Source organism: Streptomyces sp. S465 (genome assembly GCF_026898115.1).
Lineage (GTDB): Bacteria > Actinomycetota > Actinomycetes > Streptomycetales > Streptomycetaceae > Streptomyces > Streptomyces luomodiensis.
On the sequence record NZ_CP114036.1, the window covers coordinates 3,740,824 to 3,756,374 of the forward strand.

Genomic DNA, 15,551 nt, shown 5'->3' on the forward strand with positions numbered 1-15,551 from the left:
GCCGTGTTGGAGTGAACGGATCGCCGAGAGTGTAGACGGTGAGAGAGCGCTCCCATTCAGGGGTTCGCCTTCTGGCACCGGCGGGCGCGTGCGCGGCACGGGCGGACCGGGGTACGAGGGGTGGGCGGACCCCCACGGCCCGCCCACCCGTCGCGTTCAGGGGGTGCCGCGTGTACTCAGAGGTTGCCGCGCTTGGCCTGCTCGCGCTCGATCGCCTCGAACAGCGCCTTGAAGTTGCCCTTGCCGAAGCCCATGGAGCCATGCCGCTCGATGAGCTCGAAGAAGACGGTCGGCCGGTCCTGGACCGGCTTGGTGAAGATCTGGAGCAGATAGCCGTCCTCGTCCCGGTCGGCGAGGATCTTCAGCTCGCGGAGGGTCTCCACCGGGACGCGGGTGTCGCCGACCCACTCCCCCAGGGTGTCGTAGTACGAGTCCGGGGTGTCCAGGAACCGCACTCCGGCCGCACGCATCGCCCGCACCGTGGCGACGATGTCGTTGGTGGCGAGCGCGATGTGCTGGACGCCGGGTCCGCCGTAGAACTCCAGGTACTCGTCGATCTGCGACTTCTTCTTGCCGGCCGCGGGCTCGTTGAGCGGGAACTTCACCTTGCGGGTGCCGTCCGCCACGACCTTCGACATCAGCGCGGAGTACTCGGTGGCGATGTCGTCGCCCACGAACTCCTTCATGTTGGTGAAGCCCATGACGTCGTTGTAGAAGCCCACCCACTCGTCCATCCGGCCGAGCTCCACATTGCCCACGCAGTGGTCGATCGCCTGGAAGTTCCGCCGCGCCGGCGGGGCCACGATCGGCTCGGCCTCGGCGAAGCCGGGCAGGTACGGGCCGTCGTAGCCGGTGCGCTCGACGAGGGTGTGGCGGGTGTCGCCGTAGGTACGGATCGAGGCCAGCACCACCGTGCCGTGCTCGTCCTTGACCTCGTGCGGCTCCTCGATACCGGTGGCGCCGTGCTCGACGGCGTACGCGTACGCGGCCCGCGCGTCCGGCACCTCCACCGCCAGGTCGATCACCCCGTCGCCGTGCTCGGCGACATGCTCGGCCAGGAAGCGGCCCCAGGCGCTCACCGGTTTGATGACGGAGGTGAAAACGAAGCGGGCGCCGCCCGAGACGAGGACGTAACTGGCCGTCTCCCGGCTGCCGTTCTCCGGTCCGGAGTAGGCGACCAGCGTCATACCGAAGGCGGTGGCGTAGTAGTGCGCGGCCTGCTTGGCGTTGCCGACGGCGAAGACGACCGCGTCCATCCCCTTCACAGGGAACGGGTCCGCGTGCCGTGCGTCCCCCTGCTGCAGCATTTCTGTCGTCTCAGTCATACTCCGAAGCGTCCCGCCATTACTCAAGGTGCGCAACACTTCTCGAAAACACTGGTCAGCCTGTATAGCTGGATCGCCCTTCGGCAGCGCATTCTGTGCAGAGTGACCACCATCACAGCGATCAGGGAGACCTCATGGCGATCGACGGGCTCGACGCCCGCCTCATCGAACTGCTCGCCGAGGAGCCGCGCATCGGCGTCCTGGAGGCGTCACGCCGCCTCGGCGTCGCCCGCGGCACCGCCCAGGCCCGGCTGGACCGCCTCCGGGCCCAGGGGGTGATCCGCGGCTTCGGCCCCGACGTGGACCCGGCGGCGCTCGGCTATCCGGTCACCGCGTTCGCCACGCTGGAGATCAAACAGGGGCAGGGACAGGACGTACGGGCACATCTGACGACCGTCCCGGAGGTCCTGGAACTCCACACCACCACGGGCCACGGCGACATGCTCTGCCGGCTGGTCGCCCGCTCGAACGCCGATCTGCAACGGGTGATCGACCTGGTCGTGGGGTTCGAGGGGATCGTCCGGGCCTCGACGACGATCGTGATGGAGAACGCGGTCCCGCTGCGGATCATCCCGCTGGTGCGGCAGGCGGCGCGGGACTGAAACCGGGTGCAAAGATTCCGCTGCAAAGAAATGCTTGCAACGGTTTCTTTGCACGCTTACGCTGCCGCACATGGACAAGGACGAGCAGCCCGCACCCGACGACGTCCGGGTGCTCGACCCCCGCTCCCTGCGCGGGCTCGCGCATCCGCTGCGGATGCGCCTGCTCGGGGCGCTGCGCGAGTACGGACCGGCCACCGCGTCCCAACTGGCCGACCGATTGGGCGAGTCCAGCGGCGCCACCAGCTACCATCTGCGGCAGCTGGCCACCCATGGCTTCGTCGAGGACGACCCGGAGCGGGGCAAGGGGCGGGAGCGGTGGTGGAAGGCGGTGCACAGGGGCACGCGGCTGGGCGTCGACAAGCACCTGGCCCACCCCGACCCAGCCGTACGAGGGGCGGTGAACACCGTGCTGCACGAGGTGGCCACCCTCCACACGCAGGAGACGTCCACGTGGCTGGGCACTCTGCACGGCTGGTTCGAGGAGTGGCAGGGCGCCTGGGACATCAGCGACTTCCAGATGCGTCTCACCCCTGAACTCGCCCGCGAGATGCGCGACAAGCTGCACGAAGTGATCGAGAGCTACCGCGAGAAGGAAGTGGACCCGGACACCGAGGGCTCCGCCCCGTACCGCGTCCACCTGCACGCCTTCCCGCGCGACGAGGACTGACCGATCCCTGGGGGGACCGCACATGTACGGCGACGACATCCATCTGTGGCTGCACCGCATACGCGCCGAGCGCCTCCGCGACGAAGTACGCGCGGCGGGCCGGGCGCCCCACCGCCGCACCCGCCCCGCCCGCGCCCGGGTGCTGCGCACCCGGCTCGGCTGGACGCTGGTGGAGGTCGGGCTGCGGCTGGCCACCCCGCGGCTGCCGCGGTCCGGTCTGGCCGCCCGGTTCGACCACTGAGATGGGCTCCGACGGCAGAGGTGACAGAGGGGGCGAGCGCGGCGGCCGAAGACCGCTGCTCCTCGTCCTCGCCGCGAACACCGTCTCCATCGCGGGCAATTCGCTCACCCTGATCGCCGTGCCGTGGTTCGTGCTGGAGACCACGGGCAGCGCGGCCAAGGCCGGGTTCGTGTCGTTCTGCGCGACCCTGCCGGTGGTCGTCTCGGCCGTCGTCGGCGGGCCGGTCATCGACCGGATCGGCCGGCGGCGGGTCTCCGTCGCGTCCGACTCGCTGTGCGGGGTGGCCGTCGCCGCGATTCCGGTGCTGCACTTCGCCGGGCTGCTGCGGTTCTGGCAGCTGTGCGCGCTGATGGCGTTCTCCGGGCTGCTGCACGCGCCGGGCGAGACCGCCCGCCAGGTGCTGGTGCCCTCGCTCGCCGAGCGGGCGGGTACCACCCTCAGCCGCGCGGCCAGCTTCTACGACGGGGCCTCGCGCGGGGCGCGGATGCTGGGCGCGGCGCTCGGCGGGCTGCTGATCGCGCTGCTCGGCCCGCCCTCCGTACTGCTGCTGGACGCGGCGACGTTCGCGGCGTCCGCGCTGCTGATCATGGCGGGGCTGCGCGGGCTGCCCGCCGCCGCGCCGCGCAGGCCCGTCGTACCGGTGTCCGCCCGCGCCTACCGCGCGGAACTGCGCGAGGGGTACCGCTTTCTGCTGCGCCACCGGCTGCTGCTGGCCATCGTGCTGATGGTCATGGTCACCAACGGCCTCGACCAGGGCCTGTCCTCCGTACTGCTGCCCGTGCACGCCGAGCGCCACCTGGGTGGTTCGGTGCAGCTGGGGCTGCTCACGGCGCTGTTCGGCGGCGGTGCGCTGGCGGGGGCGCTGCTGTACGGGGCGGTGGGCGACCGCTTTCCGCGCCGGACGGTCTTCGCGGTGAGCTTCCTGCTGTGCGGGCTGCCGCGCTTCCTGGTCGCCGCGTGCGTCCCCGGCGTGTCCCCGCTCGCCGTGACGATGGCGGTCAGCGGGCTCGCGGCGGGGGTGCTCAACCCGATCCTGACCACGGTGACCTACGAGGCGGTCCCCGATGAGCTGCGCAGCCGGGTCTCGGGGGCGCTCACCGCGGGGGTGTGGGTGGTGATGCCGCTGGGCGGGCTCGCGGCCGGCGGGCTGGTGGAGGGGGTGGGGCTGACCGCCGCCTTCCTGGTGACCGGCGGGGCCTACTTCCTCACCACCCTCAGCCCGCTGGTCTTCCCCGCCTGGCGCGGTATGGACGAGGGGGCGGCGGTGCCGCTCAGCAGTGCGGAACCGATCCGCCCGACCGCAGCGCCCGCAGAGCCGTCACCGCACCCTTGAGGGTGGTGACGGGGATCAGCCGCAGCCCCTTGGGCAGTTCGGCCGTGGCGTCCGCGCATTCGTCCTTGGGCACCAGGAAGACCGTGGCGCCGTCCCGCCTGGCCGCCTGGGTCTTGAGCGGGACCCCGCCCACGGCCCCGACCTTGCCCTGGGCGTCGATGGTGCCGGTGCCCGCGATCGTCCGGCCGCCGGTGAGATCGCCGCCGCGGCCGTCGCCGTCCAGCTTGTCGACGATGCCGAGGGAGAAGAGCAGTCCCGCGCTCGGGCCGCCGACGTCGGCGAGGCGCAGGGTGACCTTGACGTCGCGCGGCGAGCGGTGGAGGTAGCCGAGCGCGGCGCTGGTGGCCGAGGACTGGGACTCCCGCATCTCCTTCGCGTTGTGCCGCTCGATCTCCTCCGTGGTGCCGCCGACGTAGACCGCGTCCCGCGGCATGACCGCCCGGTCGGTGTCGAACCAGCCGCTGACCACGTCCTTCAACCGCACGGTGGCGTCCGGGCCGGTCGCCAGGATCGTCACCATCCGCAGCTGCCCGGTGGTCTTGCGGGTGCCGGTCCCGGCGACGCTGATCACCTGCTTGCCCCGGTCGGCGCCGAGGACGTTCACGGTCGAACCGGGCTGGGCCACGGTGAACGGCAGCGGGGCGAACACGGCCGCCGCGAGCAGGGCGAGCACGGGTGCGGAGCAGAGCGCGAGGAGGCGGGCGCGCGGGGAGACGGCAGGCATGGTGCGAATCTAGTTGACCGCCGGGGTGGCTGCGGCGCCACCCCGGCCCGTGGGCCCCTCACGGGCGGCGGGACCGGCTCTGCGCTCGTGGTCACGGACACGCGAGCGGGCAGGCGCTCGTCCAGGGGCCCACCACCGCGCCCGGCTCCGCCGGCGTCCGCGTGATGTCAGGCGCCCGCCGGGGCAGTCGTCGGCGGTCGGCCGGAGAGGACCCAGCGGCGTCGGCCGGCCAGGGGGCCGCGAGACATCGGCGGCGAGGGCGGCCGTCCCAGGGTGCCGTCAGTCCCGGGCCACGCCGCCAGGCGTGCTGCCCCGTACGGCCCGCGCGGACCGCCGGCGCGAGGCCCCGGCGACCACCCGCGCGGACCGCCGACGCGAGGCCCCGGCGACCACCCGCGGCGGCCGTCGGCGCGGCGTCACCGCAGCCGGCCGCCCGCGCGGCGTCACCTCAGGGCGTCCGCGACCTCCCGGGCCGCGTCCACCACCCGCGGCCCGATCCGCTCCGGCACCGAGTCGCAGAGCATCACGACGCCGACGCTGCCCTCTATCCCCGTCACCCCGACGAGCGGGGCGGCCGCGCCGCTCGCGCCCGCCTCCAGTTCGCCGTGGGTGAGGGCGTACCCGGGGTCGTCGGGGCGGCCGGCGCGGGCGGCGAGGATCGCGTGCCCGGCGGCGCCCCGGTCGAGCGGATGCCGGAATCCGGCCCGGTAGGCGACGTGGTAGTCGGTCCAGGTCGGCTCGACGACCGCGACGGCGAGGGCCTCGTTTCCGTCGACCAGGGTGAGGTGGGCGGTCGCGCCGACGTCCTCGGCGAGGGAGCGCAGCGCGGGCAGCGCCGCCTCCCGTACGAGGGGATGCACCTGGCGGCCGAGTTGCAGCACCCCGAGCCCGACGCGGGCCCGCCCGCCGATGTCGCGGCGGACGAGGGAGTGCTGTTCGAGGGTGGCCAGCAGGCGGTAGACCACGGTGCGGTTGACACCGAGCTTGTTGGACAGCTCGGTCACGGTCAGCCCGTGGTCGGTGTCGGCGAGCAGTTTGAGGACGCGCAGTCCCCGGTCGAGCGTCTGAGAGGTCTCCGCGGTCACGACGCCCCCTCCTCGGTGATGAGTGGCGGCTCTCCGTGAGGTGCCCCGCCGGTCCCGACGACGGCGCGCGAAGTGGCCGCCGGTCACGGTGGTTACGCACCGGCTGCGCTCCGCGGCAGCGCTGCCACGGGGCGTGTGCGTGCCCGAACGCTAGCGAGCCGGTCCGTTTAGCGGAAGGGTCCGTCCAGAATCCGAGCAGTTCTGGCAAAGGGAACGACACATGAGCAGGCCGGAACGTCCCGTTCCGTCCCGGTGTGGAATGCGAACCTGTGACCGGCTCATGAAATTTTTAGAAAGGGGGTTGCACGGGGCCGACCGCCCCGCGCCCGCTTCCCCCTCCTGCGCGCCCGCTTCAGCGCATCCGCGTCGCCCACTCCTGGACCTTCTTGATCCGCTCGCGGATCTGCCCGGCCGTCGCCTCCGCGCTCGGCGGGCCGCCGCAGACCCGGCGCAGCTCGGTGTGGATCACGCCGTGCGGTTTACCGCTCTGGTGGACGTACGCGCCGACCAGCGAGTTGAGCTGTTTGCGCAGCTCCAGCAGCTCCTTGTGGGTGACCACCGGCCGCCGCTCGGCCGGGAGCTCCAGCAGATCCGCCTCCGTGTCCGGCTTCTTCCGGCTGTGCGCGATCTGCTTGGCCTGCCGCCGCTGGAGCAGCATCTGCACCTGATCGGGTTCCAGGAGCCCCGGGATACCGAGGTAGTCCTGCTCCTCCTCGCTGCCCGGATGCGCCTGCATACCGAACTCGGCGCCGTCGTACAGCACCCGGTCGAAGACCGCGTCCGACTCCAGCGCCTCGAAGGGCAGCTGGTCCTGTTCGCCGGTGTCCTCGTCCTGCTGTTTCTCGGCCTCCTCGAGGAGCTTCTCCTCCTCCGCGTACGGGTTCTCCTCCTCACCGTCCTTCTTCGGCTTGTCCAGGACGTGGTCGCGCTCGACCTCCATCTCATTGGCGAAGCCGAGCAGCATCGGGATGGTGGGCAGGAAGACGGACGCGGTCTCGCCACGCCGCCGCGACCGTACGAAACGGCCGACGGCCTGGGCGAAGAAGAGCGGCGTGGAGATGGTGGTGGCGTACACCCCGACCGCCAGCCGGGGCACGTCCACGCCCTCCGACACCATGCGGACCGCGACCATCCAGCGGTCGTCGGACTGGCTGAAGTCCTCGATCCGCTGCGAGGCCGCGGTCTCGTCGGAGAGCACCAGGGTGGCCTTGGTGCCGGTGATCTCCCGGATCAGCTTGGCGTAGGCACGGGCCGAGTCCTGGTCGGAGGCGATGACCAGGGCGCCCGCGTCCGGGATGCCCTTGCGGACCTCGGTCAGCCGCTGGTCGGCGGCGCGCAGCACGTTCGGCATCCAGTCGCCGCGCGGATCGAGCGCGGTGCGCCACGCCTGGGAGACGGCGTCCTTGGTCATCGGCTCGCCCAGCCGGGCCGCGATCTCGTCGCCCGCCTTGGTGCGCCAGCGCATGTTGCCGCTGTAGGAGAGGAAGATGACGGGGCGCACCACACCGTCGGCGAGCGCGTTGCCGTAGCCGTAGGTGTAGTCGGCGGAGGAGCGCCGGATGCCGTCGTTGCCCTCTTCGTAGGTGACGAAGGGGATGGGGTTGGTGTCGGACCGGAAGGGGGTGCCGGTCAGCGCGAGCCGCCGGGTGGCCGGCTCGAACGCCTCCAGACACGCCTCGCCCCAGGAGCGGGAGTCACCGGCGTGGTGGATCTCGTCGAGGATGACGAGCGTCTTGCGCTGCTCGATCCGGTTGCGGTGCAGCATGGGCCGCACGCCGACACCCGCGTAGGTCACGGCCACCCCGTGGTACTCCCGGCCCAGCGGACCCGCGCTGTACTCCGGGTCCAGCTTGATGCCGATCCGGGCGGCTGCCTCCGCCCACTGCTTCTTCAGGTGCTCGGTCGGCGCGACGACCGTCACCTGCTGGACGACGTGGTGGTGCAGCAGCCAGGAGGCGAGGGTCAGCGCGAAGGTGGTCTTTCCGGCGCCGGGGGTCGCGACCGCGAGGAAGTCGCGCGGCTGCTCCTGGATGTACTTGTCCAGTGCGCCCTGCTGCCAGGCGCGCAGCTTGCTCGCGGTACCCCAGGGGGCCCGGCCGGGGAAGGCGGGCGAGAGGTGATGGCTGGTGGAGGCGGCAGTAGTACTCACGGTCTCCGTCGGGCTGGCTCGGCGAGATCGGTCGGAACCGCGTCAGCCTATCGGTGCGCTCGCTCGCCCTCCGGGGGACGGCCTGGTCCCACCCAAGGGTGGGACCAGGGTCACATTCCGTTCGTGAACCGGGTCAGCCCCTCCGCGATCTTCGGCACGTCCAGCTCGCCCTGGCAGACGCCCAGCACGAAGCGCTCGGCCTCGTCGACGTCGAAGGCCGCGTCCAGTGGGTGCCCGTTGATGTGCAGGAAGACCCAGGTCGCGTACCAGGACAGCCGCTTGTTGCCGTCCACCAGGGCATGGTTGCGCGCCAGCGACTCCATCAGCGCCGCTGCCTTCTGCCACACGTCCGGGTAGGCGTCCTGACCGAAAACGCTCGCCTGCGGACGGGCGAGAGCGGACTCCAGCAACCCGTAGTCGCGCACTTCGCTCTCCCCGAGGCGCTCGGCGAGGTGCAGCAGCTCGGGCAGGGTGAGGTAGTGCATCAGGCGAGCCTCCGGTTGAGCTCTTCGCTCACCCGCAACACATGGGCCGCGGCCTCGTTGAACAGCCGGGAGTGCTCGTTGATCGCCGCCATCACCGCGTCGTGGGCGAACGACTGCATGCTCCGGCCCTCCGCCTCGGCGCGCTTGCGCAGGGCCTCGAGCTCTTCGTCCGTAAAGCGTAGATTCAGCGCTGCCATGCGCGCGATGGTACCGCGTGGTACCACGTGGTGCTAACGCCTTTCGGGCCGCAACCGCGTCGTCACCCAAGCCCCCACCACCGCCACCGCCGCCATCGCCGCGTAGACCGCGCCGAAGGCGGCCGGGTGGTGGGAGGTCGTGGGGCCGGTGGCGGTGATCGAGCCGCCGCCGAACGACACGAAGAGCACACCGCTGAGGCCGACCAGGGCGATGTTGCCGAGCGCGTCGGAGACCTGGAGGGAGGCGGAGTTGCTGCCCGCGTCCTCCGGGCGGGAGAGCTTCAGCAGCAGCACGCTCCCGCTGGAGATGACCAGCCCCATCCCGTAGCCGCCGAACACCCAGGCCACGGCCACCGCCCAGGCCGGCACGGAGTCGGCGAGGGCAAGGGGCACCGCCGCGATGGACGCGGCGATGAGGAGCATGCCGAGCCCCATCATCCGTTCCCGGTGCGGCTCCAGGCGGGGGCGGCTCTGGGTCCAGGAGCCCAGGGCCCAGGTGAGCCCGCCGCCGGTGAGGGAGAGACCGGCGACGGTCGCGGACAGGCCACGCTGGGTCACCAGCATCAGCGGCACGAAGCTCTCCGCGCCCACGAAGGCCCCCGCCGCCACCCCGCGCAGCAGGATCACCGACGGCAGCCCGCGGGCGGCGCGGAAGGTGCCCGCGGGGAGCAGCCGCAGGACGCACGGGACGAGCAGGGCGAGACCGGCGGAGGCCGGGACGAGGGAGAGCCAGGAGAGGTCCTGGCCCGCGTACTGGAGCAGCCCGGCGCCGGCCGCGACGGCGAGCGCGAGGAGGATGCGGCGACGGTTCATGCCCGGGGAACGCTCGCCCGGGGGCAGGGCGCGCAGCGCGGGCAGCATCACCGCGAGCGGCGGCAGCACCAGCACCGGGATGGCGAGGAACACCCAGCGCCAGCCGGCCTGTTCGGTGACCGTCCCGGCGGCGAGCGGGCCGACGATGACCGGCAGCACCCAGGCGGCGGAGAAGGACGCCAGCACGGCGGGCTGGAGCCGCCGCGGATAGGCCCGGCCGACCACCACGTACAGCGCGACGATCACCAGCCCGCCGCCGATGCCCTGCACCGCGCGCCCGCCCACGAACATCCACATCCGCTGCGCCGAACCGGACAGCAGCAGCCCGGCACCGAACGCCGCGATCCCGGTGAACAGCGGCGCCGACGGCCCGTTGCGGTCGCACCACTCCCCCGACAGCGTCATCGCGAACAGGCTCGCGGTGAAGTACGCGGTGAAGGCGTACGCGTAGAGCTCGACCCCGTCCAGCGCACGGGCCGCGACCGGCATCGCGGTGTTGACCGCGCTCGCCTCGAAGGCGATGAGGGAGACGACGGTGACGATGCCCAGGGTCAGGGCGCGATAGCGCCGCCCCAGGATGGTGTCGCCACCGGCCGCCGGGGGCAGGGCGGCGTCCGTGACGACGGGGTCGGCGACGACGGCGTCGGCGTCATGGGAGTCGCGAGGGGTCATGGCGTCAGGGTAAGTGGCGTTCGGGCAGGTCACACCTGTCGCGGGACGGAGCCGTGCTCGGCCGTTGGCCCTAGGCACCCTGGACCCCCGGGCGGTGGGCCCGGCGTCGCGGCAGGCACGGCTTGCGCGGTAGGCATGGCTTGCGCGGCGGGCACGGCGTCGCGGCGGACGGCGTACGCGGTAGGCACGGCTTGCGCGGCGGGCACGGCTTGCGCGGCGGGCCCAGCGTACGCGGTAGGCACGGCTTGCGCGGTAGGCACGGCGTACGCCGTAGGCACCGCTTACGCGGTGAGCAGGACGCCCCCGTACGAGGCCCCCGCGATCACCACCCACGCGCACAGCCCCAGCGCCGCGACACGAGCCCCGGTGTGGGAGAGCGAGGGAAGGTGGACGGCGCTGCCCAGGCCGAAGAGGGCGGCGGCGAGGAGGAGTTCCTGGGCCGTGGCGGCGGTGTCGAGCGCGGCGGTGGGCACCAGGCCCGTACTGCGCAGGGCGGTCATCGCGAGAAAGCCGAGGACGAACAGCGGCACCAGCGGGGGCCGCCGCCGCTCCGTCCCCGGCGCCGGGTCGCCCTGGGCGCGCGCCCGCGCCCTTACGGTGGTCGCGAGCGCCGCGACCAGCGGGGCGAGCAGGGCCACCCGCACCAGCTTGACCAGCACCGCGTCGCCCAGCGCGGCCGGCCCGGCGGTCTGCGCGGCCGCCACGACCTGGCCCACGTCGTGCACGCTCGCCCCCACCCACCGGCCGAACGCCGCGTCGCCGAGCCCCAAGGGGTGCTGGAGCAGCGGCAGGACGGCGATGGCGAGCGTGCCGCACAGCGTCACCAGCGCCACGGACGTGGCCACGTCGCGTTCCTCGCTGTCCGACACCTCGCTCACCGCACCGATCGCGGACGCCCCGCAGATGGCGTAGCCCGTGGCGATCAGCAGCGGCTGATCGCCGCGCAGCCCCATCCGGCGGCCGAGCCACCAGGTGCCGCAGAAGGTGGCCGCGACCACGCCCAGGACCATCGCCACGGTGGCCCAGCCGAGGCCCAGCACATCGTCCAGGCTGAGCTTGAGCCCGAGCAGTACGATGCCCAGGCGCATCAGCCGCTTCCCGGCGAGGGAGAGCCCGGCGCGGCAGACGCCCCGGACGAGTCCGCGCGTCCCCGGCAGATGCGCGGCGACGATGCCCAGCACCACGGCGGCGGTCAGCAGGGGGACGGCGGGCAGCAGCCGGTGGACGCCCCAGGCGGCCGCGACCCCGGCCACCGCGAACCCGAGTCCGTACGCCGTGGCGGGCGGCCGCCGTCCGGCCGCCTGGCGTGCCCGGCCGGGCGCGGCGGTCAGCGTCACCGGCCGTCCGCCGTCGGAAGCTCGTAGACCCGCCGGACGCTGCTGCCGAGGCGGGCGATGTCCGCCCCGTAGACATGGATCGAGATCGCCTTCGCCCCACAGGCGTTCCACACCCTGTGGATATCTCCGGGCGGCGCGAACCCGCACACCGCGCCGCGCGGGTTGACCACGTCCTCCACCGCGATCAGCCGCGAGCCCGGCCCGTCGGGGACGAGGCGGTAGCGGCGTTCGTGCTCCTCACCCTCGTGGACGCCGGTCACACACCAGGACACATGGTCATGGATCGCCGTGCGCTGGCCGGGCAGCCACACCAGCGCGACGATCGAGAAGCTGCCGTCGGGCTCGGCGTGCAGGACGTGCTGACGGTAGCGGTCGGGGTCGCCCTCGCACTGCCCGGGGGTGAGCAGATCGGCCGCGCCCAGGTGGGGTGCGAGCCGCTCGCCCACCAGATAGGCGGTCACATCGGGCGCCAGGCCCCGTCCGACGGCCTCGCGGACATCGCCGACGAACGCGCTGAGGCGTGCGGTGAGGAGACGGGCGGGCGGATACGCGGTCGGGGTGGTCATGGCGGCAGCGTCCTGCCGCCCGCGCCATCACGTCCAACGACAGGTTGTTGACCGGTCCCCAAGCTCCGCTTATGGATGGGGCATTCGGCCCGGCGACGCGTCGTGGCGTGCCGCGCTCAGCATCCGATCCGGTTCCCGGCCACCGTCCTCAGCTCCTCCAGCACCCGCGCGGTGGCGGGGATCTCCAGATGTTCGCGCAGTACGTACGCCGAGACCCGGCGGCGCGAGGCGGGGTCCAGGGCGCGCCCGGTGACCTTCTGGTGGCACAGGAACGAGAGCACCAGCCCCGGCATCATCGCCACGCCGAGCCCCGCCGCGACCATGCTCTGCACCACCAGGTTGTCGTCGGTGGTGAAGGCGATGTCCGGGGCGAAGCCCTGCTCCGCGCATTCGTGCAGGAAGTTGGCGCGGCACCGCAGACACCCCGCGATCCAGCGCTCCTCGCTCAGCTCGGCGAGCTTGACCGCCCGCCGTCTGGCCAGCGGATGCCCGGTCGGCAGCAGCACCGTCAGCTGGTCCTCCAGCAGCGGGATCTCCACCAGTTCGGCGGGGGTCTCCTCACGCAGCCCGGGATAGGTGAAGGCGAGGGTGATGTCGCACTCCCCGCGCACCACCCGCCCCAGCGACTCCGGCGGCTCGCCCTCCAGCAGCTCCACCCGCACCCCCGGATGGGCGGCAGCGAGCCGGGCCATGGCCTCGGGGATGAGGGTCGCGTTGGCGCTGGGGAAGGCGCAGACGCGCACCCGGCCCGAACGCAGCCGGGTGATGGCGTTCATCTGCTGCTGGGCGGTGGAGATGCTGGTCAGAATGGTGTCGGCGTGCCGGGCGAGGGTCTCCCCCGCCTCGGTGAGCCGCATCCCCCGGCCGACCCGGATGAACAGCGGGCTGCCGACGGCCCGTTCGAGCGCCTTCATCTGCTGGGTGATGGCGGGCTGGGTGTAGCCGAGGGCGCGGGCGGCCCCGGAGTAGGAGCCGGAGCGGACCACCTCATGGAACGTCTTGATGTGCCGGGAATCGAACACACTCGCATCATAGGACGATGTCCATAAGCGGGATTTGGGGCGGCACAAGATCACCCCAAGCTGTGCTTTGACAGCGTGGGCATCACCCGCACCACCGTGCCATCACCCCCGCCCCACCCGGTGCACGACGCCACACGGTCAAGCACGGTCAGGTAGGCGATGCTGGGGCAAGCTGGCCCCATGCCGCACTACACCTCGTATGACGGAACCCAGCTGGCCTACCGCGTCCTGGCGGCCCGGGACGGCTCCGCGGGGCCGCCGCTGATCTGCCTGGCGGGCGGGCCGGGGCGGAACGCCGCGTATCTGGGCGACCTCGGCGGGCTGGACGCCCATCACACCCTCGTCGTCCCCGACAGCCGCGGCACCGGGGAATCCCCGCCGGCCGCCGACCCCAGCGGCTACGCCTTCCCCGGACTCGCCGAGGACCTCGAGGCGCTCCGCCGCCATCTGGACCTCGGCCGCTTCGCGCTGCTCGCCCATGACGCGGCCGCCGCGACCGCCCAGGCGTACGCGGCCGCCCACCCCGAGCGGCTCAGCCGGCTGATCCTGGTGAGTCCGGGCGCCCGGCTCCAGGGCCAACTCCCCGAGGACGCCCGGGAGATCTTCGAATCCCGCGCCGACGAGCCCTGGTGGCAGGAGGCGTACCGGGCGGTGCAGCTGCTGCCCGACACCACCGACCTCGCCGAGGTGCGCAGACTGCTGCTCCAGGCCGCCCCCATGGCGTACGGCCGCTGGGACGAGCCCCAGCAGGCCCACGCCCGGAGCGAGGGCGAGCAGCTGGGGCCGGTGGCGAGGGCCGGTTTCTGGCAGGGCGTCGACGAGGCGGGGCGGCGCGCGGTGCTGGCCCGGCTGCGCGAGGTGCCCTGCCCGGTGCTGGTGATCACCGGCGACCGGGACGCGGTGACCGGGACGCGGGCCGGGGAGGTGGTCGCCGAGTCCTTCCCGGACGGGCGGGCGCGGGCGCTGCACGGGGTGGGCCACTATCCGTGGGTCGACGAGCCGGATCTCTTCCGTCCGGTGGTCGAGGACTTCCTGGCGGACCGCCCGGCGCGACCGTGAACCGCGAACCGGGACCCGGGAACCGGCGGGAGCGCCGCGCGGGGCGCCGGACGGCGGGCGCGCCCCGGCCGACCATGAACGCGGTGTGTCAGTCGTATGGCGGCACCCGCCGATCCGTTGTGCCCGTCCCGCCCCCGCCCTATCGTCGAGAGCACAGCACGACAACGGCCGTGTGCCCGAGTGGTTTAGGGGCTCGCCTGCAAAGCGAGTTACGTGGGTTCGATTCCCGCCACGGCCTCCACGCGCTTTACCAGGCAAAACAGAAGGGCGGCACCCCGGGAAGGGTGCCGCCCTTAGCGTCGTCCGTCTCAGTTCCCGTCTCGGTTAACGATCACGAGCGAAGAAAGCGCACTGCCTACGCACCGCAGGTAACGGGCGGGGCATAGCGTCTGCTGGGGCTACTCGAAAATGTTCGGGACGGGGATGCGGTTGGTGCTGGCACGGCGGTTGGCGTTCCAGGCGGCAGCAACCGACAAGTGAGCAGCCTTGAGACGGCCTTTGGTGCCGTCGGCACGGGTGTTGTTGTTGGTGGCGATGGTCTGAATCTTGGCCTTGAAGGAGGTGGGGTCTCCCTGACTCTTGAGCTTCTTCGCCAACTCCTTGGGCTTGACCACGTCGGGGTGCTTGGACACCACGATCGCGATACCACCGATGGTGACGGAGTGCCAGGTGTCGGGGTGGCGGCCCCAGGCGTCCTCGGCGATGCTGAGCGCCAGGTCCAAGGTTTCGGGGCCGTACTCCATGACGATGTCGAGGATCCCCTTGATGCCGCGCACGCCGTTGGTGGTGCGGCTGCCGACCTTGAGCTGGTGCTTCTCCAGGACGGTGTTGGTGTCCACGAAGAGCGGGTGCCCGGCCAGCACGCCGATCCTGAACTCGTCGTTCGGACCGACCTTCGACGATTCCTTGTTCTTGATGATGAACAGGGACGCTTCGTTGGCCGTCGACAGATTGAAGTGCACCTCGCAGTTGATGGTCTCGACGGCCTCGCGGACCCTCTTCGGGACCTTGACCTCCCCAGCCAGGATGAGCTGGCAGGCGTAGACGCGGTGCATGCCGTCCACCGCGTACTTGCCATCTGCGCGCTGCGAGAGGATCAGCGTTCCGAGCGCGGTGGGGACCAGCTTCTCGGCCATGGCCCTCGCGCGCGTCTTGTTGAGTTGGCGCTGCGAGCGGGCGTCGAACTTGATGGTTCTCGGGTCCACCTTCAAGTACTTGATCGGGTGGTCCGGGATGTCGTAGCTGTAGTCCTTGCTGGGCAAGGCTTCTCCTTA

16 protein-coding genes and 1 tRNA gene are annotated in these 15,551 nt (G+C 72.1%); 6 read left to right on the top strand and 11 right to left on the bottom strand.

Translation table 11 applies throughout. The features are described from left to right. Positions 1–176: 176 nt before the first annotated feature. Positions 177–1,325 carry a 4-hydroxyphenylpyruvate dioxygenase gene (gene hppD / locus N6H00_RS15790; protein WP_268972335.1) on the bottom strand — a complete coding sequence of 383 codons (1,149 nt, stop codon included), beginning with the start codon at positions 1,323–1,325 and terminating at the stop codon, positions 177–179. A gap of 134 nt (positions 1,326–1,459) precedes the next feature. Here hppD and N6H00_RS15795 point away from each other — a divergent pair, with 134 nt between their 5' ends. From N6H00_RS15795 to N6H00_RS15810, 4 genes are all read left to right on the top strand, one after another. Beyond that, positions 1,460–1,927: an Lrp/AsnC family transcriptional regulator gene (locus N6H00_RS15795; protein ID WP_268972336.1), complete on the top strand. Its 468-nt coding sequence runs from the start codon at positions 1,460–1,462 to the stop codon at positions 1,925–1,927. 70 nt (positions 1,928–1,997) lie between these two features. After that, the gene (locus N6H00_RS15800; RefSeq protein ID WP_268972337.1) at positions 1,998–2,594 is read left to right on the top strand and encodes an ArsR/SmtB family transcription factor; all 597 of its coding nucleotides are present in this window, start codon (positions 1,998–2,000) and stop codon (positions 2,592–2,594) included. Positions 2,595–2,616: 22 nt separating this feature from the next. Continuing rightward, the gene (locus N6H00_RS15805) at positions 2,617–2,835 is read left to right on the top strand and encodes a hypothetical protein (RefSeq protein ID WP_268972338.1); all 219 of its coding nucleotides are present in this window, start codon (positions 2,617–2,619) and stop codon (positions 2,833–2,835) included. A 1-nt stretch (position 2,836) separates the two neighbouring features. Then, on the top strand, positions 2,837–4,168 hold the full coding sequence (locus tag N6H00_RS15810; RefSeq protein WP_268972339.1) for an MFS transporter: 1,332 nt from the start codon (positions 2,837–2,839) through the stop codon (positions 4,166–4,168). Here the strand turns inward: N6H00_RS15810 and N6H00_RS15815 are convergent. The 9 genes from N6H00_RS15815 to N6H00_RS15855 all read right to left on the bottom strand — a co-directional run bounded on the left by N6H00_RS15815 (position 4,107) and on the right by N6H00_RS15855 (position 13,218). Then, a complete protein-coding gene (locus tag N6H00_RS15815) occupies positions 4,107–4,892 on the bottom strand; it encodes a S16 family serine protease (protein WP_268972340.1) in 786 nt (261 codons plus the stop codon). The two genes, N6H00_RS15810 and N6H00_RS15815, sit on opposite strands and share 62 nt — an antisense overlap. Positions 4,893–5,335: 443 nt before the next feature. Next, positions 5,336–5,977, bottom strand: a complete 642-nt coding sequence (locus tag N6H00_RS15820) for an IclR family transcriptional regulator (protein ID WP_268972341.1) — start codon at positions 5,975–5,977, stop codon at positions 5,336–5,338. A gap of 352 nt (positions 5,978–6,329) precedes the next feature. Further along, positions 6,330–8,126 (bottom strand): DEAD/DEAH box helicase, encoded by a 1,797-nt coding sequence (locus tag N6H00_RS15825; RefSeq protein ID WP_268972342.1) that lies wholly within the window; start codon positions 8,124–8,126, stop codon positions 6,330–6,332. A gap of 110 nt (positions 8,127–8,236) precedes the next feature. Next, positions 8,237–8,611 (bottom strand): type II toxin-antitoxin system death-on-curing family toxin, encoded by a 375-nt coding sequence (locus N6H00_RS15830; protein WP_268972343.1) that lies wholly within the window; start codon positions 8,609–8,611, stop codon positions 8,237–8,239. Then, complete coding sequence (locus N6H00_RS15835; protein ID WP_268972344.1) at positions 8,611–8,808, bottom strand: Arc family DNA-binding protein; 198 nt, start codon at positions 8,806–8,808, stop codon at positions 8,611–8,613. Before N6H00_RS15835 ends, N6H00_RS15830 begins: the two co-directional genes overlap by 1 nt. A 33-nt stretch (positions 8,809–8,841) precedes the next feature. Next, entirely contained in the window at positions 8,842–10,293 is a 1,452-nt protein-coding gene (locus N6H00_RS15840; RefSeq protein WP_268972345.1) for an MFS transporter, read from the bottom strand. Between the two features lie 281 nt (positions 10,294–10,574). After that, positions 10,575–11,624: a YeiH family protein gene (locus tag N6H00_RS15845; RefSeq protein ID WP_443073217.1), complete on the bottom strand. Its 1,050-nt coding sequence runs from the start codon at positions 11,622–11,624 to the stop codon at positions 10,575–10,577. 2 nt (positions 11,625–11,626) lie between these two features. After that, on the bottom strand, positions 11,627–12,196 hold the full coding sequence (locus N6H00_RS15850) for a cysteine dioxygenase family protein (protein WP_268972346.1): 570 nt from the start codon (positions 12,194–12,196) through the stop codon (positions 11,627–11,629). A 116-nt stretch (positions 12,197–12,312) separates the two neighbouring features. Further along, positions 12,313–13,218 carry a LysR family transcriptional regulator gene (locus N6H00_RS15855; RefSeq protein ID WP_268972347.1) on the bottom strand — a complete coding sequence of 302 codons (906 nt, stop codon included), beginning with the start codon at positions 13,216–13,218 and terminating at the stop codon, positions 12,313–12,315. Between the two features lie 180 nt (positions 13,219–13,398). Between N6H00_RS15855 and N6H00_RS15860 the strand changes: the two genes are divergently transcribed. Together N6H00_RS15860 and N6H00_RS15865 are read left to right on the top strand one after the other, a co-directional pair. Next, positions 13,399–14,277 carry an alpha/beta fold hydrolase gene (locus tag N6H00_RS15860; RefSeq protein WP_268972348.1) on the top strand — a complete coding sequence of 293 codons (879 nt, stop codon included), beginning with the start codon at positions 13,399–13,401 and terminating at the stop codon, positions 14,275–14,277. Between the two features lie 166 nt (positions 14,278–14,443). Further along, positions 14,444–14,518, top strand: a tRNA-Cys gene (locus tag N6H00_RS15865). Positions 14,519–14,675: 157 nt separating this feature from the next. Here the strand turns inward: N6H00_RS15865 and N6H00_RS15870 are convergent. Next, positions 14,676–15,539 (bottom strand): DUF6551 family protein, encoded by an 864-nt coding sequence (locus N6H00_RS15870; protein WP_268972349.1) that lies wholly within the window; start codon positions 15,537–15,539, stop codon positions 14,676–14,678. Between the last annotated feature and the right edge of the window lie 12 nt (positions 15,540–15,551).

What these genes read in the sequence shown, in the direction of transcription:
- hppD (WP_268972335.1), bottom strand. Translation starts at nt 1,325, where the DNA reads ATGACTGAGACGACAGAAATGCTGCAGCAGGGGGACGCACGGCACGCG.
- N6H00_RS15795 (WP_268972336.1), top strand. Translation starts at nt 1,460, where the DNA reads ATGGCGATCGACGGGCTCGACGCCCGCCTCATCGAACTGCTCGCCGAG.
- N6H00_RS15800 (WP_268972337.1), top strand. Translation starts at nt 1,998, where the DNA reads ATGGACAAGGACGAGCAGCCCGCACCCGACGACGTCCGGGTGCTCGAC.
- N6H00_RS15805 (WP_268972338.1), top strand. Translation starts at nt 2,617, where the DNA reads ATGTACGGCGACGACATCCATCTGTGGCTGCACCGCATACGCGCCGAG.
- N6H00_RS15810 (WP_268972339.1), top strand. Translation starts at nt 2,837, where the DNA reads ATGGGCTCCGACGGCAGAGGTGACAGAGGGGGCGAGCGCGGCGGCCGA.
- N6H00_RS15815 (WP_268972340.1), bottom strand. Translation starts at nt 4,892, where the DNA reads ATGCCTGCCGTCTCCCCGCGCGCCCGCCTCCTCGCGCTCTGCTCCGCA.
- N6H00_RS15830 (WP_268972343.1), bottom strand. Translation starts at nt 8,611, where the DNA reads ATGCACTACCTCACCCTGCCCGAGCTGCTGCACCTCGCCGAGCGCCTC.
- N6H00_RS15835 (WP_268972344.1), bottom strand. Translation starts at nt 8,808, where the DNA reads ATGGCAGCGCTGAATCTACGCTTTACGGACGAAGAGCTCGAGGCCCTG.
- N6H00_RS15840 (WP_268972345.1), bottom strand. Translation starts at nt 10,293, where the DNA reads ATGACCCCTCGCGACTCCCATGACGCCGACGCCGTCGTCGCCGACCCC.
- N6H00_RS15850 (WP_268972346.1), bottom strand. Translation starts at nt 12,196, where the DNA reads ATGACCACCCCGACCGCGTATCCGCCCGCCCGTCTCCTCACCGCACGC.
- N6H00_RS15860 (WP_268972348.1), top strand. Translation starts at nt 13,399, where the DNA reads ATGCCGCACTACACCTCGTATGACGGAACCCAGCTGGCCTACCGCGTC.